This is a genomic window from Embleya sp. NPDC059237 (genome assembly GCF_042754105.1).
Lineage (GTDB): Bacteria > Actinomycetota > Actinomycetes > Streptomycetales > Streptomycetaceae > Embleya.
In genome coordinates this window covers 1-25,452 of record NZ_JBHZAE010000027.1, presented here as the reverse complement: position 1 = coordinate 25,452, position 25,452 = coordinate 1, and the positions used below count along the sequence as shown (strand labels likewise).

Genomic DNA, 25,452 nt, shown 5'->3' with positions numbered 1-25,452 from the left:
GGCCTGACCTGGGATTATTGCGGTTGCGTTGAGAAAGCCCGGGTGTGTTGCATATTGCCTGTATGTCTAAAGTCCCGGTCCGTGTTTGTGCAGGTCACAGGGCTTTGCATGGTTCGCAGGGCCAGAGTGTGTCTACTGTCGGGATGCGGGGGGCCGGTGGTGCCGGGGTAGCGCCGGGCCTTGGCGAGGTGGTTGATGCTGATCCGGTCGAGGCTGGGTTTGGTGATGCGTTCGGTGCCGTCGAGGATCGCGGTGATCGCGGCTTGGCGGATGAGGCGGGCCAGGCTGCCGATCCGGCCTGCGGTGCGCTGATGGAGATAGAGGGTGCGAGGCGGGGGAGTGTCCCGACGCGGTGTGCGCTTCGGGTCGGGGGCGGCTCCCACGCCGGCGATCAACTCTTTGAACGGTTCGCGTGTGCCGAGCCGCGCGGGGACCGCCCCGCACTCGACCAAGGAGGCCCGTCCGGCGAGTTGCGCCCCCCGCACACCCCGTACAACGGAGTCGCCATCACGTCGATGCTCGCGAACACGAACGTCGTGCCGACGCGCTCCGTCGGGTCCTTCGACGAATCGACGCTTCCGCGCCCGTCGTTGAAGTCATGAGGGCTGGTCAGGCAGGTTGTTCTGGCAGACTCGACCGTATGACCGAGCAGCTTCCAGCCCGGGCCGAAGTCGCCGATCCCTTTCACGATTACGGGTCGCTCCCGGACGTGGCCCCGAACGATCCCGCGCATCCGTTGCGCGCGTACGTCGCGCTCTATCCCGAGGTGGTGGGGGCGGGATCGCTGCGGAATGCTCTCCAGACGGTGGTTGACCGCGTGGGCCTTGCGCTCACGATCGAACCGGCGTCCTCACCGGGCTGGCGCTACGTGGGCGCGGAAGTGGAAGCCGACGGCCGCTCGGTGAATGTCCTGATGGCGAGGAGCGTGCGCTGCTACTTGGTCGACTGTTGGGCCCGGGGTGTTCGCATGGCTTCGGGCAGTTCGCGGGACCTGTCCGAGGTTGCCGGCGCGATGCGTGCCTGGTCCCGGGGCTTGCGGTTGCGCGAGCTCGTCGCGCAGTGGCCTTTCCTGAGGACTTGGGAGTTGGCCGAGGCCCACGAGCGCGGCGAGGCCGTGCCGGCACGGTGGGAGATGATGCGCCGGAGTGCGGCAGCGAATGCCGAACGCCGGCAGGGCACCGAATGGCGGGATCTCGTCGAGGCCGCCTTCGACCAGCCGCGGCTGCGGGCACTGTCCCCTGGGCGGTCCATGTACTGGTTCACCCTCAGCCGCCGGGCCGCGCCACCCATCTGCGTGGACCTTCCCAGGACCAGACCGCTCGGCAACGGTCGCTTCGAGGTGAGGTTCTCCGACGGCCGGGTGCGGGAGATGGACGGCGCGGCGGCGACTGTGGCGGTGATCGTGGACAGCCTCCCCGACGACGCCGTCCCATGACGTTTGCACTCTGCCCTCGGCGAGGGAAGCATGGAACGTCCGGTCGAGGGGGCCTGGCGCGGTTGAGTCGAACCGGTGTCGCCGGCGCGGCGATTGCGGCTGTGCCTCTCGGTTTCCTGTCGAGTTCTCCTGCTCTGGAAGCGGGACGTCATCTCGAGGCGGGCCCGCGGGTAGGGCCGTGGCCGGAGGGGTGGAACACCACGGAGCCGGGCACGACGCGGGTGGCCAACGGAGGGAAGCGGCGTGGCCCGACACCCCGCCTCCCTCGCCGACACCGGCCGCCCCGCGCCCCCGGGGCCCGCGTCAACGACCGCGACCGCGGCGCCTGCTTCGCGCTCGATGCCGAGTTCGTCGAGCCGCTCGACGTCCGACAACGCCCGGTTCGGGCCTGTTGCCGCTGTCGCCGTTCCGGCATCGGCACCGGCATCGGCTCGACGGTCCGGAAGTCCTGCCGATTCAGGTCTCGTTCGGCCTCGATGGAGGCGTTTCAGGTCGTCAGGCCGACCACGCCCAGTACCACCGCGCCTGCGCCGGAGATGATCATGAGCCATCCCATGAGGCGAAAGAAGTGGTCCATGCCCTCGATGGTCGGACCGGTCCCGCGCAGGTCGAGCGTGATCGAGTCGGTCCGGTGCAGCCTCTCGACGGTTCGGGTCCGCCAACCCCGCAGGTCGAACGCGCCGTGCATGCCCCACACCGCACCCGCCACCCCGAGGATCAGTATCCCCACGGCCAGGCCAAGGTCGGGAACTCCGGACGCCGTCGCGGCGCTATTGATCATGTCCCGCATCATGCCACTTCGGCGCCATCGATATGACGCCTCGTCAAATACGTCGCACGCGAGCAGAGTTCGGGACACCGCCACCCGCGCACGGTGTGCCCGCCCCCAGGCGCGGCATGGCTCGAGAATGTTGTTTTGTCCCGGATTGTAGTGCGTGTTTGTTCGGCGAGGAGTGGGTCGACCTGTAGTGCCACGGGGTTCGAGAGGGCCAGGCGACGCCGTCGGCAATACGCCTCGGGCGAGAGCGGTGTGGGCCGGCGCGTCCTGCGTGCGGCCTGGTGCGGAGGCGTGGAGCGGCTCGGGCGGTCGGTGACTTCGCGCGCTCGGGGACTGGGTTCGTGCGGGTGTGTCGTGTGTGGTGGTGTGCGCGCCGGGCCCCTGTTCATTCGTTGGTGTCGCTGTCCGGTGGGTCGTGGCCGGTCCACCAGGTGCCGGGTGCGGCCGGCCCGGCCCGGGGTGTTTGGGCGTCGGGCGCAGGAGGACGGCGCCGCGGTGGGCGAAGTCGGGGTCGTGCGCGGCCCATCGGTACGAACACCGCATCGACAGCCCGGGTCACCCCACCCGCACCGCCACCCTCGCGCGATCGCCCGTCGAGAACTACCTCGACCTCCCCGGAACGCGCCGCTGCGAACTGCCCGGACCACGCGCCGCGTTCGCTGAACTCCTCGCCGGCTGCCCGGCCGACACCGTCCCCACCGGCCGCCGCGAGGACAGCGCCGTCCGCGGGATTCCTCGACGACGTCGACACCACGTTCGCCCCCGGACACTGCCCCGTTCGCGCCCAACTCCTACCGGATCCGGAATGGCACCGGTACTGCTCCTGCCGGCGTGGCACACGCGCCCCCACCCTGCGCGACCAGGGAGGGCTCCTCGAACCTCCCACGCTCGCTGCCGCCGTGCCGCAGCCGACCGCAGGCGCGGTGCGGGTGGTATGGGTGGGGCCCGGCACGCGGTCGCGTGCCGGGCCCCACCTCGTGGTCGGAGGTCGTTTACCAGATCCCGGCCTGTGCCTCCCAGCTCTTGGTGTAGGTGTTGAGTCCGCCGTCGGTTTTGGCGGTGAAGGTGTAAGCGGCCCAGCGGGTGGTGCCGTAGTCGTAGACGGCGGTGATGTCGGTGCGTCCGTCGCCGTCGGTGTCCCCGGCGAGAGGCGCCGCACGCGGCGCCTCCCAGTTCCCGGCCCCGCTGTCCCAACTCGCGAACGGCGCGTTCAGCGTCCCGTCGCTCTTCGCGAGCAGTGTCCGCAGCGTTGTCTGTGCGCCGCCCTGGTCGAACATCAGCACGATGTCGGCGTGTTTGTCGCCGTTGGTGTCGGCGGCGACGGCCTGGAGTTGTGCGATGTTCCACCCGGCCCCGGGCGCACTCCACGAGGCGACGGGCGCGGGGATGGTGCCGTCGGGTGCGGTGATGAATCCGAAGGCTTTGGCCTCTCCGGTGTCGTGGACGTACACCGCCCCCAGGTCGGCCCGCCCGTCCCCGTTCAGGTCCCCGAGGGTGTAGCGGGCGTTCTGGTACCGCCACCAGTCCGGGTTGGTCTCCACCCACCCGTTCACCAGCGTGGCGAACACCCCACCCGCGGCGGCGGGGAGGCTGTGTGTGGAGATCCGCCCGTCGGCGTACCCCTGCACGAGCACCAGGTCGGCGCGCTTGTCCCCGGTGGTGTCCCCGGCGAGCAGCGTGGTGCGGTCGAAGTCCCACCCGGCGGGGTGTTCCCATCCGGCGCCGCCGGGGTGGAATCCGCCGTCACCGCCGGCGTTCGCGAGGTAGGTGAACACGCGCACGTGCCCGTTCCCGTAGTGGTACAGCGCCGCGATGTCGGCGCGTCCGTCGCCGTCGAAGTCCCCGGCGGCGTACTTCGCGTCCCCCTGACAGAACGTCCCCGCCGGCTGCACATGACTTTGCCGCGGCTCGCCCAACGACCCGTCCGCGCGCCGCAGTTGTGTGAACCACCCGGTCGCACACCCCCCGAAGTCCACCACGGTCGCCACGTCGGAACGCCCGTCGCCGTCGAAGTCCCCGGAGAGCATGGTGCGCCCCATCGGCGTCTCGTCGACGCCGGGATACACGGTCGTCCCCCCGGTGTGCATGTTCCACCGGATGTGGCCGCCCTCGAAGTTGCTGCTCGCTCCCGCCATCACGCCGTATTCGGCACTGGTCGGGAACCCGAGCGGGCCGGTCTCCCAGCCCTGCGCGGCCCAGGTCCCGCGAATCGACCCCCACACCGGCCACGCCCCGGTGGCGTCGGACCGGTAGATGGACGCGGTGTCCCCGTTCGCGCCGGGGATGCTGAAGTGTGCGTAGCTACCCGGCTTTTGGGGTGCGGTGGGCAGGATGTCGGTGGTGGGGAATCCGAGGACGCCGCGGGGGCCGTTCATGGCCTGCCAGCGTTGGAAGATGTCGCCGTTGAGGGTGTGGGCGCCGCCGGTGGGGGTCCAGGTGACGACGCCGGGGCCGGTGGCGGGTGTTCCGGTGAAGCGGGACATGCTGCCGATGTGGGTGCCGGCTCCGTCCTTGACGATGTCCTCGTCGGAGACGGGGTAGCCGAGTGTTCCGCTCGTGCCGCCCTGGGCGAGCCAGGCGGCGCGGATGTCGCCCTGGACGGACCAGGCTCCGGCCAGTGGCGACCAGTGGATGGAGGCGCGGTCGGTGGTGTTGCCGCTGTCGCCCTGGAAGTTGACGTACTTCCCGCTGCCGTCCTGGGTGACCGGGCCGATCGGCAGGTGCAGACGGCCGGTTGGTCCGCCGAGTGCCTGGTATTTGGCGAGGATGGGTCCGCACAGTTCGATCTGGACGGCGGCGTTGCCGGCGGAGGGGAACTTGGCGCATTCCGCCCAGGGTTTGGTGTCGGCGATCAACGCGGCGGGTGCGAAGAGGCTGCCGGTGGCGTCGGGGGCCTGCCCGCGGAAGGTGTAGAGGGTGCCGTCGGCGGATTGGGCCCACAGGTCGGTTCTGCCGTCGCCGTCGAGGTCGCCGTCGGAGGAGACCTTGGGGTAGAGCGCGGGGTCGAATCCGATGCCGATGCGGGTGCGGGCGGCGGCGTCGCCGAGTGCGGCGAGGTCGATGGTGCCGTCGGGCTTCTTCCGGGAGGCGTACTGGTAGAGGAAGCCGGTGGTGCGGTCGCGGGCCCACAGGTCGGGGTGGTCGTCGCCGTTGACGTCGCCGGGGGCGATCAGGTCCAGGCCGGTCCAGTCGGCGTCGCCGAGCGGGCGGGCGTAGTCGAAGGAGCCGGGGGAGGTGTCGCCGTGGAAGAGCCACAGGCGGGGTTTGCCGGTGGTGTCGTTCTCCAGGGTGAGCAGGTCCAGGCGTGCCGTCTGGCGGTCGAGGTCGTTGTCGACGTTGCCGGGCGCGAGGATCTGGGTGACGCGGGTCCAGTCGTTGTCGTACCGGGCGCAGACGTTGTTCGCGCGGGTGGGGTCGAGGCAGAGGTCGGGTCGGATGACCGGGTCGGAGCGGTTGCTGACGAAGTACTGGTGGTTGGCGCCGGGCGCGCCGCTGCGGTAGATGTACAGTTCGCCGTCCGCGTGGGCGTAGAGGTCGTCGCGTCCGATGCCCTGACCGCCGCGGTGGGTGATGGACACGTTCGTCCATGTCGGGCGGCCGCTCGAGTCGGGCGGGCCTTGGACCTTCTCTGATACCAGCGTTCCGCCGGGGGTGGGTGCGGTGTTGGCGCCGTACATCCTCAGTGCGCCGGCGTTGTCGACGACGACGAGGTCGGGGCGTCGGTCGCCGTCGATGTCGCCGAGTTTGGTCTCGTGGTTGGGGTCGGCGGGGACGTAGAAGGTGTAGGCGGTCTGTTGGGAGGTGTTTCCGGCCTTGTCGACGGTCTGTGCGAACAGGCGTTGGCCGCCCCAGTCGAGGACGGGCAGGTCCTTGATCTTCCAGACCTTCTCGACCGGGTCGTACTGGGCCCGGTCCGCGCCGCCGACGGGGATGGTGCCGCCGAGGGAGTATTCGACGCGGTCGACGCCGGATCCGACGTCGGTGGCGGTGAAGGTGAAGGTGCCCTTCTCGCCGGCGTGCCTGCCGCCGCCGTTGACGGGGAAGTCGATGCTGGGGATGGCGACGGGCGCGGGCGGGGGTGTGTCGTCGACGGTGAAGGTGCAGCCGTTGATCCAGTTCGACTCGAGGTCGTCGTCGTCGGAGACGACGGCCCACTTGTAGGTGCGACCGCCCAGGAGTGTGCCGACGGGGATGTCGGCGCGGGCGACGTGTCCGCTGGGGCCTGCGGAGACCCAACTGCTGTCGTAGACGAGCGGGTCGCCGTTGCCGACCTCGTTGACCGCGAACCTGGCGACGACGTCGTGTCCGTCGGGGTCGGACAGGGTGGCGAACAGGCTGACGCCGCCGCGGACGGGGTTGACCGCGCCGACGTAGCCGCAGTTCCCGGACGCTTCCCCGTTGACCGGCTCGGGGGTCATGTGCAGGTCGGTGGGGGTGTTCGGCTTGGTGTTGTACTCGATGTAGATGAAGTTGTCCGCGGCGGTGCGGGAGAACCGTTTGAAACCGTTGTTGGTCGTGGTCTGGGGGTTTTCCTTGCCGTAGACGCCGAAGGTGATGAATTCCCAGTTCTGGTGGCCGGCGAGGTTGGCGGTGATGTCGAAGTCGACGGGGCGGTTGCCGCACTTGTCGTCGACGCTGGAACTCGCCACGTTCGCGGTGCCCCACAGACCCTGGTCGGTGGGTTGGTTGTTCCAGTTGGTGCCCTGGGTGAGAGTGTCGCTGGTCAGGTGCAGGTAGACGGGTTGGGTGACGGTGGGGCTGCAGTCGTGGACGGCGGAGTCGACCTGGGTGGTGTTGAAGGTGACGCGTTTGATCGCCTTGCCGTTCAGGCGTCCCTGCCAGTTGTAGTCGACCCGGTAGAAGGTGCGTTCCAGGCCGATCGGGGCGCGCCAGTGCTGGTAGCCGACGCCGGGTTGATAGTCGGTGCGCCCGTAACCGACGGTGGTGCGGGAGCCGTCCTGGACCCAGCCGTACAGGCTGACGTTGTCGCGCAGCGGTATCCAGGCCGGGTCGATGTAGAGCGGGAACACCGTGTCCGGTGCGTGCAACAGGCCCGTGTCCGGGGTGAGCGTGAGCGACCCGGCGGCGACCGCGGCATCCAGCGGCGCGGTCGTGGCGTGCACACCCGGGCGCCTGTCGGTGGAGACCAGCTCGCCCGCCGGTATCGGCGCGGAGGGATCCTCCGCCGTGTCCACGGCCGCCGCCGTCTTCGCGCTCCCGGCGGGGGCCTGCTTCGGGGTGGTGCGCGAGTCCCACATCGCCGGCGCGGGCGCGGTGAACACGGCCTTGCCGTCCGCCGTCCTGGCGGCGAGGGTGCCGTCGCCGTTCTCGCCGACGCTGAGGCCGTCGGCGCTCATCCCGAGCTTGAGCGTTGCCAGTTGCGGGTTCGTCGCGGCCGCCGCGGTCTTGACGATCAGGGTGTGCGAGAAGCCGCCCTGCTCGGTCGCGGACACCTTCAGGTCGACGTCGGGCAGCACCCCGGGGTAGAGCGCGCCGTCGCCGGCCAGGACGGGTGCGGGCAGCGCGGTGGGCCAGGTGAAGGTGAGCTTGCGCCCGCCGTTGGTCATCGACGCCAACAACCGACTGCCGCCGCCACCCAGGGCAAGGTCGGTGGTGGTGCTCGCGGGGCGCACCGTGCCGTCCCCGGCCCGGGTCAGCGTGGGGTCGAGATCGCGCCAGGTCCCGCTCTTCTTCGTCCGTGACGGCTCGACGGTGCGCTTGAGCGCGAGGGTGCCGTCGGGTTTGGCGGTGACGGTGTCGGTCTCGGTCGTCAACTCCGGTACGGGAGTGTCCTGTCCGGTGCTCCTGGCCTGCGCGGTCGCGGCCTTCTCGGCGGCGACCCGGGGATCGGCGGGCGGTGTCGTGGCGGTGGTGGGCGGGGCGCCCGCGCGCGGCGCGGCGTTGGCGGTGCCGGCAAAGGCCCCTGCGGCCAGGGAGAGCGCGACGAGCCCGCAGACCACCGCGGCCGGACGGGATCGTGGGCGGACGTGGGCGAGTGGTTGTCCCATGACGGGTACTCCTGCGGGAACGGGGATGCGGTGGCGCGAGTGCGCACAGGTGCGCGGAACCTACCGGTTGGCAGCACCCCGCGCGACGTGCCACAGATCACATCGACCAAGTGATCTTGTCGACATGCACCCGAATCCCCTCAATACGCGAGCGAATTGCCGAACTATCGATCCCAACGGGTGATTTGGCCTCGATCGGGACAATCGAACAGCCCCCGAAGTTGTAGTGACGAAGCACACATCAACCACCGGGAACCGCCTTTACCCACACGGCATTTACGCCCTACCGTGCGCTCCGTCTGTGATCTCTCGCCTGCTCGGGGGCGGGGTCCGTCCTGCCTGGTGGGGGTTGTTCGACATGCGTAACCGCTCGTGGGAAACAAAGAAGAAGCGATCCCGTCGCGAACACGGCACGGGCCCGGCACGAATACTCGTCGTCGGGACGCTGCTGCTGGCCCTGACCGCGAACGTCGCCCCGGCCCAGGCCCTGGACTGGCTCGCCGACCCCCCGGACCCCAACGCATGGTCACCCAGCCCCCTGCCCAAAACCCCCTCCGTCCCCGGACACAAGGCCACCACGCCCAAAACCACGCCCCTCACCGGCGACGGCCACCCCACCTGGAACCCCGCCAAACCCGAGTGGCCCAAGGCAGCCGAAGCCGAGACCACCCCCGCCCCCGCGTCCGGATTCGTCGCCCGGGGCGGATCGTCCCTGCTCGCCGCCCCCACCGGCGGCAACGCCCCCGGCACCCCGGTCTGGATCACCACCCCCGACACCACCACCCCCGGCCCCCTCCGCGCAGGCACCCCCACCGCCGCCGCGACGAACACCCCCACTGCCCGCGTGAAGGTCACCGTCGCCGACCACACCGCAGCGGAGAAGGCCGGCGTCGACGGCGCCCTGATCACCGTCCGCCGCACCGACACCACCCCCGCCCCCGGCAAGATCACCGTCGGCATCGACTACACCGGATTCCGCAACGCCTTCGGCGCCGACTGGTCCACCCGCCTGCGCCTGGTCGCCATGCCCGAATGCGCCCTCACCACCCCCGACATCGCCGCCTGCCGCGTCAAAACCCCCGTCACAGGCGCCCGCAACGACCGCACCAAGAACCGCGTCCTCGCCGACATCGACCTGGCCCCGGCCCCTGCGGCCGCGCCGAACGCGAAGAACTCGTCCGCACCGGTCGGCGGTGCGATGATCCTGGCCACCACGGCGGACGCCGCAGGCCCCTCGGGCGACTACAAGGCATCGTCCCTGTCCCCGTCCGGCTCCTGGTCGGCAGGCGGCAACTCCGGTTCGATGAACTGGTCCTACGGCATCGCCGTCCCGCCCGCGATCGGCGGCACCGCCCCCACCGTCAATCTGGCCTACAACTCGGGCAGCGTCGACGGCCGCACCACCTCCACCAACAACCAGGCCTCCTGGATCGGCGAGGGCTGGGAATACTCGCCCGGCTTCGTCGAGCGCTCCTACCAATCGTGCGCACGCGACGGACGGGACAAGTCCGGCGAGCAGTGCTGGTCCAAGCAGAACACCCAGACCCTCTCCCTCAACGGCAAGTCGTCCGCCCTGATCCAGGACGACACGGACAAGTCCAAGTGGCGTCTCGAGAACGACGACGATTCCCGGATCGAACTTCTCACCGGCGCGGACAACGGCGACAACGACGGCGAGCACTGGCGCCTGACCAGCGGCGACGGTGTCCAGTACTACTTCGGTGTCGGCCACAAGCCCGGCAGCACCACGGGCCCGGCCACCAACGCCGTCTGGTCCGCCCCCGTCTACGGCAACGACCCGGCCGAACCCTGTTACAAGGCGGCCGGGTTCGATTCCTCCTGGTGCCAGCAGGCGTGGCGGTGGAACCTCGACTACGTGATCGATCCGCGCGACGGCATGGTCACCTACACCTACAACACGGAGACCAACCGCTACACCCGCGGCGCGGTTCTTGTCGGTTCCGGCACCCTGACGGAATACACCCGCGGCGGCACCCTCGCCAAGATCACCTACGGCTCGAAGACGACCGACACCACCCAGCCCACCGCACAGGTGCTCTTCGACACCGCGGAGCGCTGCCTGAAGAAGGACGGGTTCGACTGCGACCCGGCCAAGATGACCAAGGCCAACGCGTCGAAGTGGCCGGACGTCCCCGTCGACAAGCAGTGCGCCACCTCGGGCAAGTGTGAGGAGTACGGCCAGACGTTCTTCTCGACCCGCCGCCTGACGAAGATCACCACCCAGTCCCTGGTCGGCTCGACCTACCAGACCGTCGACGAGTTCGCCCTCGACCAGGACTACCCCGACCCCCAGGACGGCTCCTCCGCCACCTTGTGGCTGAACTCGATCACCCGCACCGCCTGGGACGGCACGAAGAAGATCGACGTCCCCTCGGTCGACTTCGCCGGCACGTTCAAGCACAACCGCGTCGACGCCGGAGGCGACCTCGCCCCGCCGATGAACCGCCGCCGTCTGACGGGGATCACCAACGAGACCGGCGGCCAGACCACCGTCACCTACAACGACCCCGAGTGCACCCCGAGCACACTCCCCACCCCGGACGCCAACACCAAGGCGTGCTACCCGATGTGGTGGAACTACGACGAGGCCTCGGACCCGGTCCTGCACTGGTTCCACAAGTACACCGTCGCCGCCGTCACCGAACACGACATCCTCGCCTCGGTCCCCAACCGCTCCACCCGCTACGAATACCTCGGCGGCGCAGCCTGGCACCGCGACGACGCGGAACTGACCGAGGACAAGGAAGCGTCCAGGCCCAAGAGCAAGGACCGCCGCACCTGGAACCAATTCCGCGGCTACGGCCAGGTGATCACCCGCAGCGGCGCGGCCCCCGACGCCGTCACCCAATCCGCCACGTTCTACCTGCGCGGCATGGACGGCGACGTGAAGAAGGACGGCACCAAACGCGCCGTCACCCTCACCGACTCCACCGACACACCCATCGTCGACGCGAACGAACACGCCGGATTCGCCTACGAATCCCAGACGTTCACCGGCGACGGCGGCACCGTCGCCACCACCACCCTGAACACCCCGTTGTCTTCGGCCGTCACCGCCACCCACACCCGCGCGCGCGGCCTGCCCCCGCTCCAGGCCCGCCGCACCGCCACCGAGCAGACCCGCACCCGCAGCCTTCTCGCCGACAACACCACCTGGCGCCAAACCTCCAAGACCACCACGTTCGAGCCGAGTCACGGCCTCCCGGAGACGGTGTCCGACAAGGCCGACGGTCTGCCCGAGTATTGCGTCAAGACCACGTACGCCCACAACACCGGCGCCTGGATCATCGGTAAACCCGTCGAGACCCTCTCTTTGATCGGCGACTGCGACACCACCGCCACCAAGGACACCGTCTACGCCTGGGCCCGCACCCAGTACGACAACAAGCCCCAGGGCGAGATCGGCACGATCGGCGACGTCACATCCACCGACGCCGTCATCGACTACAAGGCGGACGGCACTCCGAACCGGGTCACCACCGCCAAGTCGGAGTTCGACCCCTACGGCCGCGTCACCAAGGCCACCGACGCCGAGAACAAGGTCACCACGACCACCTACACCCCCGCCACCGGAGCCATGCCCACCACGGTGAACGTCACCGGCCCCACCGGCTGGAGCTCCTCGACCACCTACGCCGGGGCCCGCAACCTCGCGGTGAAGGCAATCGACGTCGGCGGTCGCGTCGTCGAACAGGAATACGACGCCCTCGGCCGTGTGATCGCGGTGTGGAAGCCCGGGCACACCAAGGCCGACAACGCGGACCTGCAATTCGCGTACGCCCCCAGCAAGACCGGCCCCTCCGTCGTCACCACGCGCACCCTGCAGGTCAACAAGAAGTACGCGACCTCGAATGCGATCCTGAACAGCTTCCTCCAGGAACGCCAGACCCAGTCCAGTACGGCCAACAACGGTTTCGGTCGGGTCGTCAGCGACACCTTCCACGACAGCCTCGGCCGCCCGTGGAAGACCAATCAGCCCTACCTGAACGAGGACGACCTCCCGAGCACGACGATCTTCGTCGGTGAGGACGACAAGGTCCCCGGCCAGAGCTCCGTCGTCTACGACGGCATGGGCCGCACCACCGCCCAGGTCTTCTCCTCCAAGGCGATCGAACAGTGGCGCACCAGCACCACGTACGCCGGCGCGGACGAGACCCGCGTGACCCCGCCGACCGGCGGTACCGCCACGCTGTCGATCAGCGACGCCCGCGGCAAGCCGAAGGAACTGCGCGAGTTCGACGGCGGCACACCCGAGGGCACCTTCACGGCGATCACCTACACGTACACCCCGCGCGAGGAACTCAAGACCGTCACCGACGCGGGCGGCAACACCTGGACGTACACCTACGACTTCCTCGGCCGCAAGACCCACGTCGAGGACCCTGACAAGGGCCCGTCCGACACCCGCTACGACCTCGTCGGCCGCGTCATCGGCACCACCGACGCCCGCGGCCAAAAACTCGCCTACATCTACGACGCCCTCGGCCGAAAGACCGCCTCGTACAAGGACTCGATCGACGACGCGAACCTACTCGCCGAGTGGACATTCGACCGGTACGCGACCGGCCAGGCGGACGGATCCTCCCGCTACGTCGGCGGCAAGTCGGGTGCGAAGTACACCAGCGAGATCACCGGCTTCAAGCCCGGCACCTACCTGCCCACCGGCACCCGCACGACCATCCCCGCCGCAGAGGGCAAACTCGCCGGGATCTACACCACGAGCACGACCTACGAGCCCGTCAAGGGCCTGCCCTACACCACCGACCTTCCGGCCCAGGGCGGGCTGCCCGCCGAAACCCTCCGCAACAAGTACAACAACGCCGGCCTGCTCACCTCCATGGGCGGATTCAACGGCTACCTCAACTGGGCGGACTACGACGCCTTCGGCCGCAACATCCGCGCCACCCTGGGCAACACCCCCCTCCAAGCGGCGTTCACCAGCATCTACGACCCCGCGACCGGCCGCCTCCTCAACACCGAATGGTCCAAGGAGACCGGCACCACCGCAAACGTCGACGCCACCGCCTACACCTACAAGCCCAACGGTGACGTCACTTCCATCAAGACCATCCGCGACGGCACCACCACCGACACACAGTGCTTCCTCTACGACGGCCACCGCCGCCTCAAGGAAGCCTGGGCCGACACCGCCGGTACCGCTACCCTCCCGGCACCCAACGTTCCCGGCATCGGTGCCTGCACCACGCAGACCCCCACCCCGATCACGGTCGGCGGCCCGGACCCGTACTGGCAGTCCTTCACCTACGACGCCGTCGGCAACCGCACCAAACTTGTCGACCACGACGCGACGGACGACCCGACCAAGAACGTCACCACGGACTACGGCTATCGCGCCGGTGCCCAGCCCACCGACCGCACCCACCGCCTGGACTCGGTCACCGTCAAAACCGGCACCCGCGAGGCCGTCACCACGGGTCTCACCTACGACGAGTCCGGCAGCACGAAGACTCGCCCGGGGGCCGATGCCAACCTCCAGACCCTCACCTGGAACGAAGAGGACAGGCTCACCAAGGTCGCCTCCGCCACGAGCACGAGCGAGTACGTCTACGACGCCGACGGCAACCGCATCATCCGCCGCGAGGCCGGCAAGACCACCCTCTACCTCGGCAACGACGAACTCGCCACCAATACCGACCAATCCGGCCCCGTGCTCGGCACCCGCTATTACCCGACCGCTGGTGGCGCCACCGTCGTCCGCAACGGCAACGGCCCGCTCACCTACATGGCGGCAGACCACCACGGCACCCCGGTCAGCACCCTCGACGCTGGCATCCTTACCGCTACCCGCCGCCAGTCCAAGCCCTTCGGCGAGGCCCGCGGCACGCAGCCCACCCAGGTCAACGGCCAATGGCCTGATGACAAGGGCTTCCTCGGCAAACCGATGGACGCCACCGGGTTGACCCACATCGGCGCCCGCGAATACGACCCAGGCCTCGGCCGTTTCATCAGCGTCGACCCGATCATGGACCTGACCAACGCGGGGCAGATGCACGGCTACACCTACAGCAGCAACAACCCCACGACGGTCAGCGACCCCACCGGCCTCTACGAATGCGACTGTGGCGGCAACCCTGATGATCACACCTTCCCAAACAGGGGAGGCGGTGGTGGCGGACTGCCGAGCGGCGCACCCTCGAACCCGCCTCCGGCGCCGGTGAAACCCGTGACGGTCGTGTCGGACTATGTCGATCCACAGGGAAACGACATATCGTACCGCATCCCGAAGGGGAAGAAAGGCGATGATTTCAGGACCCATTACCTGAGGATCGTGAATTACAAGCGATTCGATCTGATCGCACAGAGCGACGTGAACCGATGGTTCGATCAGACGAACTACATGTTCCAGGCGTGCCTGGAAGTCGACTGCGATGACAACCTTGCGACCTTCCTGATGCACCAGAAATGGGACGCACAGATCGCCGCTGGGCAGGCATTCGACGGCATCGGTCCGGGGTTCGTGCCCGGCGGAGTGAACAGCGGCAAGGGCGCGAAGGGAAGGAAGGGAGGGAAGGGGTCAGGATGTGGAGGTAACAGTTTCCCGGCCGACACTGAGGTGTTGATGGCGGATGGCAGTACGAAGGCCATCCAAGACATCGAACCCGGAGACGACGTTCTCGCCACGGATCCGGAGACCGGGGAAAGCAAACCCCGTACGGTCCTTGCGGCTATCGCAACCGAGGACGATGAAGACTTCGCCGAGATCACCGTTGACACGGACGCGGGCGAGGCATCCATCATCGCCACTTCCCACCACCCGTTCTGGGTACCTGACCTCGGAGAGTGGGTCGACGCTCGCGACGTGAAAACCGGCGCACAGCTCCTGACATCCCAGGGTGCGTTGGTCGAGGTTCGAGCAACCCGCACTATCCAGAAGGTTCAGCGAGCTCACAACCTCACCGTCGATGACATTCACACGTACTACGTGCTCGCCGGAGAGACGTCCGTACTCGTTCACAACTGCGGAGGACTCAACGATGCAGATCACGCAAGACTGCAGGACACCTACGGGAATGATATTGCCGAGGGAGTCGACTATAATATCCAGCGTATGTGCCCGAAATGTAACTCGGCCGATCATGCGGCGGATCATAGCATCAAAGATATTGGTGATAACGTAGATGGTCTCGGAAATTACTTGAGCGGTCAGCGGAGTGCGGGCATGACGCATGTCCAGAACGGAAAGCCGGGAACGACGGCTAGGCGTGATTATACTAAGACGGATTCGAATGGTAGGGCTGTGACTATCGTTCAAAATTCTTACATGGTTCACGCCTATCATCAATCAGAAGAAGAATTCGCTCGTATTTTCAAAAAGATAGAATGAGGTTTCATGTATCAAAGAGTTGGTATCAGGCGGTCCGATGTCGACTGGATTCTCGCGTTTACCCCAACCCAGTTCGAGCTAGCGAGAAGAGTTCTTATCGATCTCTACAGTGGGAGCTACGCTCCTGAAGTCGTTGCTATCGTAGCTGGAGAAGCCTCACGGCGGCTGCTTGATTTGAGAGATCGAGAAGTCGACTTTCAATCGCGAAAATATATTGAGGTCCAACTGAGTCGTAACGACCTTCGGGCACTATGCGGGAGTCTGATGTTCGCATTCCTGAATCGCTCTTCCGAAGAGGCGTTTCACGACAGGTACGGATTTTACAGCGAGAATGTGCAAACTGTAGGGCGGGCGATCTACGCGGCAATTCGAGAGGCAGGGGATCCAGTTCACTGATGTGATTCTGGGGTTTGTGGATTGGGGTTTTGTAGGTTGGGTGAGAACGTTTCGTGGCTGTCCGGGCGAGGGTCGTGAGGGCCTGACCTGGGATTGTCGCGGTTTCGTTGAGAACATCCTGGTGTGTTGCACATAGCCTGTGCGTCTAAAGGCCCGGACCGCGTTCGCGCAGGTCGCAGGGTTTTGTATGGCTGCAGGGCCTCGGGGTGTCTACTGTCGGGGTGTGCGGGACCCGGTGGCGGTGCCGGGACGGTGGTGTGTTTCGGCGAGGTGGTCGGGGCGAGCCGTGTCGAGGCTGGTTTTGGTGATGCGTTCGGTGCCGTCGTCGATGGCGGTGATGGCGGCTTGGCGGAGCAGGCGGGTGAGGCTGCCGATGCGTCCGGCGGTGTGTTGGTGGAGGTAGAGCGCGAGGCGGGGGAGTGTCCGACCCGGTGTGCGTTTCGGGTTGAGGGCGGCTTCCACTCCGGTGATCAACTCCGTGAATGGTTCGCGTGTGCCGAGCCGCGCGGGGAACGCCCCGCACTCGACGAGGGAGGCCCGTCCGGCGAGCCCGGCCCCGCGTGCACTCCCGAACAACGCTGTGGCGGTCACGTCGATGCCCGTGTACACGAACGTCGCGCCGATGCGTTCCGTGAGGTCCTTCAACAGGTCGACGGTCTCCGCCCCCGTGGCCGTGCGTGGGTTGAGCCGGTGGATCTCGTCGATCGCCACAGCCTTACCTTCGCCTCGCGATAGGTGTGGCACACCGCGTCGACGATCCGCGCCTGGGTCATGCGGGCCGTGACGGGGACGCCGAGGTAGCGGGCGAACTCACCGGCAGGGGCCTTCGCGCGGGCTCTGGGCGGCACCAGGACGTACGCCACCGGCACCCGCCCCTGCGCCCTTGGCCGCGTCGGGCGGTCTCCGCGAGATGGCGTGTCCGGCCCACCTGCAACGGCGCGGTGGTCTTGCCGGTGGTCGGCGGCCCGGTGACGATCACACACGGCCGCGCGCCGGTGTCTTGGGGCGGCCGAGGATCGTCAGGGTGCGCACTGTCCGCGAGATCGCGTCGATCGTCGCGATGCGCACGACCGCGAACCGTGAGTGATAAGCCGGCCGTTCCTCCACCCCGCGCTCGCCCTCGCCCGCTTCGGGCGGTGTGGCGGGCGGCCGGTCGACGAAGTCCCGCAACCCGTCCCACGTCACCGGCGACGGCCTGCGCCCGTCCACAGGGTCCACGCCGGTCACCACGGCTCGGCCTCGGCGGGCGCGTCGTACAAACCGAACCCGCCGCCGCCCCGCCCCCGGACGGCCCACCCGACCCCGACTCGAACTCCGCCTCCCCACCGAGGAATTCGTTGCCGAGCCTGTCCGCGCTCTCCATACCGGTACCGTCGGGTGCCGCCGCGCCCGCCGGAAGGGCGAACCCGGGGAACGTATCCGAACTCGTGGCGTGCCGACCGCGCCCGGTGTTCGCCCGCCTTCCGATGCCGTGTGCGCCGGGGACCGACGGGACAGGACACGGGCTTTCGGTGCCGGCGGGCTGCGCTTGGTCCCACGCGTCCCGGGCCGTGATCGTCGGGCTCGGGTCCCGACCCTGCCGAGCACCGACCTCGGTTGCGTGTCAAGCCGTTCGTTTGACGGCGTTCGGCAGCGGGAGTTCGTTGATCAGCGCGAGCGCCGCCGGCGAGGGCGGTTTCGCCCAGATCACCCGCTGGGTGCGGCGGGGCCCGTCGTGGACCGCGATCGAGGGGAGACCGGCCCGGCGGGTGGCGGTGTCGAACGGCAGCATGCCGATGCCCAGTCCGGCACGGACGGCGTCGCGGAAGGCGTCGGTGGTGTCCGTCTCGACGCGGTCCGTCGGACCCGACCGTCAGGCGTACCAGATACCGCCGATCGGTCCTCGTTCGGTACCGGCCGCAACGCCCGCCGGCAAGGACGCCCGGCCGAGGTCGCCGCGGACGTGGAAGTAGAGATCGGGGGCGGACAGGCCCACGGTTTGGATCCATCCCTTGCCGCGCACGTGCCCCGCGGCGATCAACTCCCGGGCCTGGTCCGGTGGGGCGAACCGCTCGACGTAGGTCTGGCACAGGGTCTCGTCGAGGTCGGCGAGGGCGAACCTCGCCGCGTACGCGTATCGCTCGTGCAGCCACACATACAACACCACAGGGCGGTCCAGGACGTCCCGGATCCAGGCCGCCGATCGCCACGCCAGGTCGGCCACGGTGCCGCTTGCGGCCAAGGCCCGAGCGGAAGGGCTCTCCGGGAGTGCGAGTTCGTGGCCCAGGACGTCGCCGAGCACGCGGTCGGCCTGGAAATGCACCCCGTAGGCGGCCAAATGCACGCCCGCCTCGTGGTCGATCAGGTCCACGTACGCCACCAGGACGTCCCCGGGGTCGGTCCGACCGACGTCGCCATACACGTCGTCGGACGCGAAGGACGCCGTGTGCTCGCGCAACGACACGAGGAACGCGCGCTCTTCGGGGCCGACTTCGAATTCGCCGTCCGGCTCGGCGGGGCCATCGACTTCAAACCACGGGTGGTCGGGCATGCGTCGGATCGTAGTGCGAGGCCCTTTTCAACCGACCCCGGGGGATCCGGCTGCCGTCAGCGGCCGGGGGCAGGCAGCAAGGTCTGCGCGGGCAGGCAGTCGGGGATGACCCCCAGGGACACCGCGCTCTTCGAAAAGCTCATGAACAGTGCCAGGCCGGCGGTGGTGCGATGGTACCCGAGGCGCCGCCGAACGCGTCCGCCACCGCCACCACCTCCGGAAAGACGACCGTGTCCCGCGCGACCACCCGCCACCACGCGAAATCACCCCCGGCGTCCCCGCCCGCGACCGCGTGCAGCCGCCGCGGCCACACCTCCTCCCGCTCCCACGACAGCGCCGCCTCCCACCACCGACACACCACCGCCCACGCGACGCCGAACACTTCCCCGGGATCCGCCCCGCCCCACCCCACCCCGACCCCGCGGCCCGCCGCGCCGCACCGGCCCGCCGCCGCCGCGCCGCGACACTCCGGCACCTCGCGCAACTCCAGGTGTTCGGGCACCCCGTCGGCGTCCGCGTTCGATCCCCACCGTCCGCGTCCGAACTCCACGGGCCGTGCCACCCGCACACCCGCCCGCCCGCCACCGCCGCGTACCGAACCACCCGCACCGGCCCACCGATACACCGCGCCGCGCACAGTCGACATCCGAACGCCACCGGCCCGCCGCAACCGTTGCGACCCGCCCCGGCCGACCCCTGCCCGGCCATTCTCCTCATCCCGACCTTCCGGGACGGCCGCCCGCCCGCCCGAGCGTTCCCCCACGCGTGTCCGGGCCCGTGCCGACGCTCGATCGAGAACCCGCCGCGGGCGTGCCCCGGGGCCGGTGGGCACGCCGCTCCCGGGTGGCGCGCCGTCGGCCGCCGTGCCGTTGCCGGACCCGGTGCCGTCGCTGTCGAGGCTCCCGCGCGCGCCCGACGCGACCGGGACCGCTACGACCGTGCCCCGGCCGCGCTCGCGGACGTGCGGACGGTGGTGTTCGGCCGCCGGGTAGGCGGATCGACGGTGTCGGACCGCTGGAGCGTTGACGAAGGGCCGGACGACGGCGCCGCGGTGTGGGTGCGCCTGGTGTTCGATCCGGGGGACGGCGTACGGGGTGCGGCCGATGGAACCGCCGTCGACGTTCGCTCGCGTGTGGCAGGGCCGGGAGGTGCCGGTCGCGTTCCGTCGCGACGATCCCGAGAGCGCCGTGCCGTTCCCTTCGGTCCACGTCTGGCGCATGGTGGTGGCGTCCATGCCCCTCGGCTGGCTGTGCTCGGTGTTCGCCTTCAACCTCCTGCCGCCCCTGCCGCGGTGACAGCGGCGACCGGGCCCGCGAAAAGGCCCAGGCCCCGCACGAGACGAGCGGCCTCGCCGGGATGTGAACCGGGGCCGCTCGTTTCCGTTTCCGTGGTCCCCCTCGGGGCCGGCGCTCGGCGCCACCCGTGCCGGTCATCCCACCGCGAACCGGCCCCGCCTCCACCGGTCCCATGCCTCCGTCCCCGGCCCACCGCGTTGCCGGGGTCGGCCTCGGCCTTCCGGACGTACGACCAGAGCCCGCGTCGACCGGCTCGGCGTCGCGTCCGTCGATCGGTCACGACACGCCGGTCGGATGTTCTCCGCAACGAGTGCGCTTCCCGCCACGTGGCCGCCTCGTCACCGGCCGGCTGCGCCTGGAGCATCATCGTTGCCACCCACCCGGCACATAACTATCATTGATGTAAGTTTCGTCCATGAAACAAACATCGATGTGAGTGAAGGTCGGGATGACGGGGTTCATCGGGCGTCAGCCGCAACTGCGGCAGTTGGACAAGATGCTGCGCCGCGTGGAACGACAGGCCGGGCCGGGCGGGCGGCCGGGGACGGCGTTGTTGATGCGCGGGCGGCGTCGGGTGGGCAAGTCCCGTCTCGTGGAGGAGTTCGTCGATCGCGCCGGCGTGCCGAGTGTGTTCTTCACCGCCTCGACCCGGACCACCCGCGAGGAGATCGACCTGTTCGTCGCCGAGGCCGCAGCCTCCGACCTGCCCGGCGCCGCACTGTTCACCGGCGCGCACCCGGACGGCTGGGACGCCGCGCTGCGCCTGCTGGCCGCGGCGCTGCCCGCCGACGGCCCCAGCATCGTGGTGTTCGACGAGATGCCGTACCTGATCGAGAAGGACGCGGCGTTCGAGGGCACGCTGCAAAAGCTCTTCGACCGCGAGTTGTCCCGCAAGCCGGTGCTGCTGATCGGCATCGGCTCGGACCTGGCCATGATGGAGGCGATGGGCACCTACGGACGCCCGTTCTACCAGCGCGCCACCGAGATGGTCGTCCCCCAACTGAACCCGCGCGAGGTCGCCGTCATGCTCGATCTTCCCGCGGCAGAGGCCTTCGACGCGTACCTGGCCACGGGCGGTCTGCCGCTGCTGTGCGCGGAATGGGAACCGGGCACGGACACCGCCGGCTACCTCGCCACCTGCCTGGCCGACCCGCTCTCGGCCCTGGTGGTGTCGGGCGAACGCAGTCTGGCCGCCGAGTTCCCCACCGAGGCCCAGGCGCGCCGGGTCCTGGAGGCGATCGGCAGCGGGGAACGCACCTTCACCAACATCGCCCGCGCCGCCGGCGACATCGCCGGCGCCAGCCTCACCCGTGCCCTCACCCTCCTGACCCACAAACGCATCGTCGCCGCCGAGACGCCCCTGTCGACCAAACCCGCGAACAAGGACACCCGCTACCGCGTCACCGACCCCCACCTACGGCTGTGGCTGGCCTTCGTGGGCCCGCACCTCGCCGAGATCGAACGCGGCCGCGGCGACCGCGCCAACCGACGCCTGCGCACCTCGTGGAGCAGCTGGCGCGGCCGCGCCGTCGAACCCGTGATCCGCGAGGCCCTCGCCCTGCTCCCCCCCGAACGCCTCCCACCCGGATGCGAGGCCTTCGGCGGCTACTGGACCCGCACCAACGACCCCGAGATCGACATCGTCGCCGCCGACCGCGCACCCATCGCCAAACACGTCACCGCCGTCGGCTCCATCAAATGGCTCGAAGGCCCGTTCGACCACCGCGACCTCACCGCACTGACCGTCCACCGCGACCGCCTCCCCGGAGCCGGCCCCGACACCCCGCTCATCGCCGCCAGCCGCTCCGGCACCACCACCCAAGGCATCGACTACACCTACGGACCCCAAGACCTGCTCACCGCCTGGGAGTAGCGAGGACCCCGAGCACGCGTCCAGGCCCCACCGTGCCTGCCGCCCGCACACCCGCCCGCCGCCGCGCCGCGTACCGAACCACCCGCACCGCCGCACCCGTACGCCGCGCCGCACACAGCCGACACCCGAACGCCACCGGCTCCACCACCGCGCCACCGACCCACCACAACCCCTGCGCCACCCCGGCCGAACCCCCGCCCGGCAGCCTCGCCCTCCCCCCGACCCCACGACGGCGACGCCCACCCGAGTACCGCCTCTTCGACCCCGCACAGCCGCATCAGCGTCCGCCGCCCGGACGCGTCGAGAACCACCTCCGCGTCCGCCGGTCATGCCCCGCTCTCGTGCGGGGGCGATGGTCGACCCATCGTCAACGACCCGCCAGGACGTCGGCGCCGGCCCGTAGCACCCGGCGACCCGGCCCACGAACGACCACGTCGTCTCACCCCCGACCGGAGCGACCCGAAACACCCCCACCGACACCGAAACCACCCCTCGATCTCCCTGTGAATCTCATATTCACCGAACCCGAGCACCCCCGAACGACAACCCCGCCTCACCAGCGCATGCCGAGTTCGGTGAGCAGCCGCACCCGCTTCCCGAAGGCCGGGGGCCCCGTGGCGGGACCACCGGGAAGGCAATGGGGGGCGGGGGCGGTGCAGGGCGTCCGTCGCAGACGACGGTTCCCGGTGTCGAGGACTTGCACCGGGCGGGCGAAGCGTGGATGTCCGAGGTCGGCACGGTGCGTTCGGCGCGCAGTGCGGTGTTCTCCACGCGCAGGCGGGCGTTGCGCCACGGCCTGCGCGTCACCGTCCCGGCCGCCCCGTGCGACCCCCGCCGGCCGAGCCCTGCCGGCCCGGCGCCGACCCGGCCGCGCTACTTCGGGTACGACCCGGACCATCACCCCTCGGCCGCCCGACGGTCGCGGCACCCCGGACACCTCCGGCACCTCGGGCACCTCGGGCGCACCGGACACCTCGGGCATCCCGGACACCCGGCCGGCGAAGAACCGGCAAGGCGCCCGAAATCCCGCCCGGCGCGCGACCGTGCTCGACACCCGCACCGAAACTCGTTGCCTCACGACGACATAGATTCCGCCTCGACCGGGCGTCGAAGGGTCGAAGCATCATCGGTCGCGAAGGAGTGAGCGTCCTGAACAGTGACGAAGAGGCAGAATTTCGAACATTCGTACTGACCAGACGTGCCGCGTTGGTCCGCACCGCCGTCCTGCTCACCGCAGACGTCGGCGACGCGGAGGATTTGGCACAGACCGTACTCGCCAAGGCATACGCGTCGTGGCGCCGGGTGAACCGCGCCGACAACCCCGACGCGTATCTGCGCCGCATGCTGGTCAACACGTTCGTCTCGCGCAACCGGCGGCGGCGCGTGGCGCAATTCCTGTCCCCTCGCACGATCGAGGCCCCCGTCCCGGACCAGACCGAGCGGGCGGTCACCCGCAGCGTGCTGATCACCGCGTTGTCCCGGCTGCCCGCCGGGCGGCGCACGGCGGTCGTCCTGCGCTATTGGGAGGACCTGTCCGAATCGGAGGCCGCGGCGGCGATGGGCTGCTCGGTGGGGACGGTACGCAGCCAGGCACATCGCGGCCTGGCTCAACTGCGGGCCGATCCGGACGCGGCGGCGCTGGCATCGCCGGAACCACGGCACCACGAGAGGACGCGGTCATGACGGAGGCGAGTGTGCGACTCAGGGAAGAGCTGACCGCGGAACTCGACGCACTGGACGTGCGCGAGCCGGGTTGGGAGGCGATCGTCGCGGCCGGCCGGCGCACCCGGCGACGGCGTCGGGGGGCAATCGGCGCGGTCGTAGGCGCGGCCCTGCTGATCGGGCCGACGCTACAGGTGTCCGGGGCGCTCGACCCGGGATCAAACCGGGCGGTGCGGGTGTCGGCAGGTACGGCTCCCCCCGGCGCGCCCGCCGACCTGGTCGGTCAGGGCACGATCGACGGGCATTCCTGGGCGGTGCGGGCCCATCGACGCCCGGACGGCACGGAATGCGCGAACGGGGAACTCGACGGCCGCGCCGCCGGATTCACCTGCGGCTCCGCACCCCAGGTCCTCGTCGGCGATCCGAGAACGGGCATCGGCCATCTCAACTACGCCGACGGCCCGCTCGGGGACACGTTCGGCTCCATCGTCGGTGTCGCCTCCGACGAGGTGTCCGTGGTCGTGCTGCGCCTGGACGACGGCACCGAGTTCCGGGCCGTCCCCACCGATGTGGGCACCGCACACCGCTATTTCGCCTTCACCTTCTCGGGCCACCCGCACTACACCCTCGCCGCCTACGACCCCCTGGGCCGCAGACTCGCCCAGGGCATCGAAAAGTAGCGCCGCCCCTCGCCCCACAACCCCGAGCCCTCCCCGACAAACCAGGGCCGAACGCCCCTACCCACCACGCCACACCGGAATCAGAATCCGAAACACAACCCGACGCACCCACCCGAAAGGTCGAATCACCCACCCCCACGGGCCCTCGACCGGCCCGGCCGAGGCACCCATCGCCCGGGTCCCGGCCGGGCCGTGGCATGCCATGCGACCGCCTCGGATCCCATCGCCGGGTCGAACACTCCCCTGAGACGAAGGCCCGTCTCGCCACGGGCCGCCCACTCCGGTTACCCGGGAGCAGGCAACTCCAGGTCGGGCACGAGGAGAAGGCTGTCACCAGACTCTGCGCAAGGAACCCATGCTCTCTTCCAGGATTTTCATCTGGCAGCGCTTCACCCGCCTCACCCCCGACGAGGTCCAGGACGTCATCCCGCTCTACCACCCCACCCGGGCCCACACCGATCCGGACGACACCGCCTACGCGGACCAGCACGCGGCCCACGGCAACTTCCGCAACTGGGCCCGACTGACCGCCCATACCCACACCGCCCTCGAACGCACCGGCCGCACCCACGTCGACCAGGACGTGCTCCGCTGGGCCTTCAGCCGCCTCGGCTCCGGCAATTAGACCCAGCCACCTCTACTGACACCACCCCCTCGATCCGACTTCGAATCTCACATCCACCGAACACGAACCCCCCGGACCCGCCCCCGCCCCTTCACCAGCGCATGCCGAGTTCGGTGAGGAGCCGGACCCGTTCCTCGCCGAGCGAACTCCGCCGGGTGCGCTGGTTGTTGACCCATTTGCCGAGCCGCACGTCGACGGCCCCGCCGTCCTCGTCCGTGTCGTCCTCGCCGTCCGTGTCGTCCTCGCCGTCCGTGCCGTCCTCGTCTCCGTCGTCGGGTCCGGTCGCCGTCTCGGTCGTCACGGTCTCGACGTGCCCCCGCGGTACTTCGAGATCGCCTTCGCGTTGGCGGTAGGCGAGGGCCGCGGCGAACCCGGTCTCCCACGCGCGCCGTCCGCGCCTGGGCGCCGGGGCAGCCCCGGCGCCGCCAACAACCGCACCGCCCTCCTCCACGCTGTTCCCCCCGCCGCCGGTCCTCTCGCCGCCACCTTCCGCGCCACCAACACCCGCGGCCACCGCCGCACCGTCCTCGACGCCGTCCGCCGCGCCACGACCGCCCCGTGCCGTCCCGCCTTCGCCCGCCGCCGCGCCGTGCCCGTGTTCGGTTTCGGGTGTGATGCCGAGTTCGTGGAGTTGTTCGAGTTGCCCGGGACCCAGCCGTGCCCGCACGGCTGCTCGCCGGTGCCGCTGCGCCCATCGGCCGATGTCTTCGCCGCCGGCGATCCATCCGGGCGTCAGCTCCTCCGAAGACCCGCCCCGCCGCAGGTGCAGTCGTACTTCGTTGGCGGCTCTCTGCCAGGCGATGG

Annotated in this window: 15 protein-coding genes; 7 read left to right on the top strand and 8 right to left on the bottom strand. The window is 69.5% G+C overall.

Annotated features, from left to right (window positions below):
* Positions 1-640 precede the first annotated feature (640 nt).
* On the top strand, positions 641-1,435 hold the full coding sequence (locus ACFXKZ_RS47850; protein WP_380013162.1) for a DUF6193 family natural product biosynthesis protein: 795 nt from the start codon (positions 641-643) through the stop codon (positions 1,433-1,435).
* Positions 1,436-1,922: 487 nt separating this feature from the next.
* Here ACFXKZ_RS47850 and ACFXKZ_RS47845 read toward each other — a convergent pair whose 3' ends face one another.
* Complete coding sequence (locus ACFXKZ_RS47845; RefSeq protein WP_380013159.1) at positions 1,923-2,216, bottom strand: hypothetical protein; 294 nt, start codon at positions 2,214-2,216, stop codon at positions 1,923-1,925.
* A gap of 989 nt (positions 2,217-3,205) precedes the next feature.
* Positions 3,206-8,221, bottom strand: a complete 5,016-nt coding sequence (locus ACFXKZ_RS47840) for an LGFP repeat-containing protein (RefSeq protein WP_380013156.1) — start codon at positions 8,219-8,221, stop codon at positions 3,206-3,208.
* A 358-nt stretch (positions 8,222-8,579) separates the two neighbouring features.
* Between ACFXKZ_RS47840 and ACFXKZ_RS47835 the strand changes: the two genes are divergently transcribed.
* Complete coding sequence (locus tag ACFXKZ_RS47835) at positions 8,580-15,587, top strand: polymorphic toxin-type HINT domain-containing protein (RefSeq protein ID WP_380013153.1); 7,008 nt, start codon at positions 8,580-8,582, stop codon at positions 15,585-15,587.
* Between the two features lie 606 nt (positions 15,588-16,193).
* Here ACFXKZ_RS47835 and ACFXKZ_RS47830 read toward each other — a convergent pair.
* The 5 genes from ACFXKZ_RS47830 to ACFXKZ_RS47810 form a co-directional block, all read right to left on the bottom strand.
* The gene (locus ACFXKZ_RS47830; RefSeq protein WP_380013150.1) at positions 16,194-16,694 is read right to left on the bottom strand and encodes an ATP/GTP-binding protein; all 501 of its coding nucleotides are present in this window, start codon (positions 16,692-16,694) and stop codon (positions 16,194-16,196) included.
* A 264-nt stretch (positions 16,695-16,958) separates the two neighbouring features.
* Positions 16,959-17,210: a hypothetical protein gene (locus ACFXKZ_RS47825; protein WP_380013147.1), complete on the bottom strand. Its 252-nt coding sequence runs from the start codon at positions 17,208-17,210 to the stop codon at positions 16,959-16,961.
* A gap of 376 nt (positions 17,211-17,586) precedes the next feature.
* The gene (locus ACFXKZ_RS47820; protein WP_380013144.1) at positions 17,587-17,754 is read right to left on the bottom strand and encodes a hypothetical protein; all 168 of its coding nucleotides are present in this window, start codon (positions 17,752-17,754) and stop codon (positions 17,587-17,589) included.
* An 81-nt stretch (positions 17,755-17,835) separates the two neighbouring features.
* Positions 17,836-18,513, bottom strand: coding sequence for a hypothetical protein (locus ACFXKZ_RS47815; RefSeq protein WP_380013141.1), 678 nt, complete (start codon positions 18,511-18,513; stop codon positions 17,836-17,838).
* A 139-nt stretch (positions 18,514-18,652) separates the two neighbouring features.
* Positions 18,653-19,159, bottom strand: coding sequence for a hypothetical protein (locus ACFXKZ_RS47810; protein ID WP_380013138.1), 507 nt, complete (start codon positions 19,157-19,159; stop codon positions 18,653-18,655).
* A gap of 457 nt (positions 19,160-19,616) precedes the next feature.
* Between ACFXKZ_RS47810 and ACFXKZ_RS47805 the strand changes: the two genes are divergently transcribed.
* The 5 genes from ACFXKZ_RS47805 (at position 19,617) to ACFXKZ_RS47785 (ending at position 24,648) form a co-directional block, all read left to right on the top strand.
* Positions 19,617-19,808, top strand: coding sequence for a hypothetical protein (locus ACFXKZ_RS47805; RefSeq protein ID WP_380013135.1), 192 nt, complete (start codon positions 19,617-19,619; stop codon positions 19,806-19,808).
* Positions 19,809-20,256: 448 nt separating this feature from the next.
* Positions 20,257-21,681: an ATP-binding protein gene (locus tag ACFXKZ_RS47800; RefSeq protein WP_380013132.1), complete on the top strand. Its 1,425-nt coding sequence runs from the start codon at positions 20,257-20,259 to the stop codon at positions 21,679-21,681.
* A 1,140-nt stretch (positions 21,682-22,821) separates the two neighbouring features.
* A complete protein-coding gene (locus ACFXKZ_RS47795) occupies positions 22,822-23,364 on the top strand; it encodes a SigE family RNA polymerase sigma factor (protein ID WP_380013129.1) in 543 nt (180 codons plus the stop codon).
* Positions 23,361-24,023, top strand: a complete 663-nt coding sequence (locus ACFXKZ_RS47790; protein WP_380013126.1) for a hypothetical protein — start codon at positions 23,361-23,363, stop codon at positions 24,021-24,023. The genes ACFXKZ_RS47795 and ACFXKZ_RS47790 overlap by 4 nt, the downstream gene beginning before the upstream one ends.
* 355 nt (positions 24,024-24,378) lie before the next feature.
* On the top strand, positions 24,379-24,648 hold the full coding sequence (locus ACFXKZ_RS47785; RefSeq protein ID WP_380013123.1) for a hypothetical protein: 270 nt from the start codon (positions 24,379-24,381) through the stop codon (positions 24,646-24,648).
* 91 nt (positions 24,649-24,739) lie between these two features.
* On the opposite strand, the gene ACFXKZ_RS47780 is transcribed toward ACFXKZ_RS47785, so the two are convergent.
* Positions 24,740-25,452: helicase associated domain-containing protein (locus tag ACFXKZ_RS47780; protein WP_380013120.1), on the bottom strand; the 713-nt coding region annotated here is incomplete at its 5' end.

Coding starts and splice junctions, on each gene's coding strand:
- ACFXKZ_RS47850 (WP_380013162.1), top strand. CDS start 641: ATGACCGAGCAGCTTCCAGCCCGGGCCGAAGTCGCCGATCCCTTTCAC.
- ACFXKZ_RS47845 (WP_380013159.1), bottom strand. CDS start 2,216: ATGATCAATAGCGCCGCGACGGCGTCCGGAGTTCCCGACCTTGGCCTG.
- ACFXKZ_RS47840 (WP_380013156.1), bottom strand. CDS start 8,221: ATGGGACAACCACTCGCCCACGTCCGCCCACGATCCCGTCCGGCCGCG.
- ACFXKZ_RS47835 (WP_380013153.1), top strand. CDS start 8,580: ATGCGTAACCGCTCGTGGGAAACAAAGAAGAAGCGATCCCGTCGCGAA.
- ACFXKZ_RS47820 (WP_380013144.1), bottom strand. CDS start 17,754: ATGCTGCCGTTCGACACCGCCACCCGCCGGGCCGGTCTCCCCTCGATC.
- ACFXKZ_RS47815 (WP_380013141.1), bottom strand. CDS start 18,513: ATGCCCGACCACCCGTGGTTTGAAGTCGATGGCCCCGCCGAGCCGGAC.
- ACFXKZ_RS47810 (WP_380013138.1), bottom strand. CDS start 19,159: ATGTCGACTGTGCGCGGCGCGGTGTATCGGTGGGCCGGTGCGGGTGGT.
- ACFXKZ_RS47805 (WP_380013135.1), top strand. CDS start 19,617: ATGGAACCGCCGTCGACGTTCGCTCGCGTGTGGCAGGGCCGGGAGGTG.
- ACFXKZ_RS47800 (WP_380013132.1), top strand. CDS start 20,257: ATGACGGGGTTCATCGGGCGTCAGCCGCAACTGCGGCAGTTGGACAAG.
- ACFXKZ_RS47790 (WP_380013126.1), top strand. CDS start 23,361: ATGACGGAGGCGAGTGTGCGACTCAGGGAAGAGCTGACCGCGGAACTC.
- ACFXKZ_RS47785 (WP_380013123.1), top strand. CDS start 24,379: ATGCTCTCTTCCAGGATTTTCATCTGGCAGCGCTTCACCCGCCTCACC.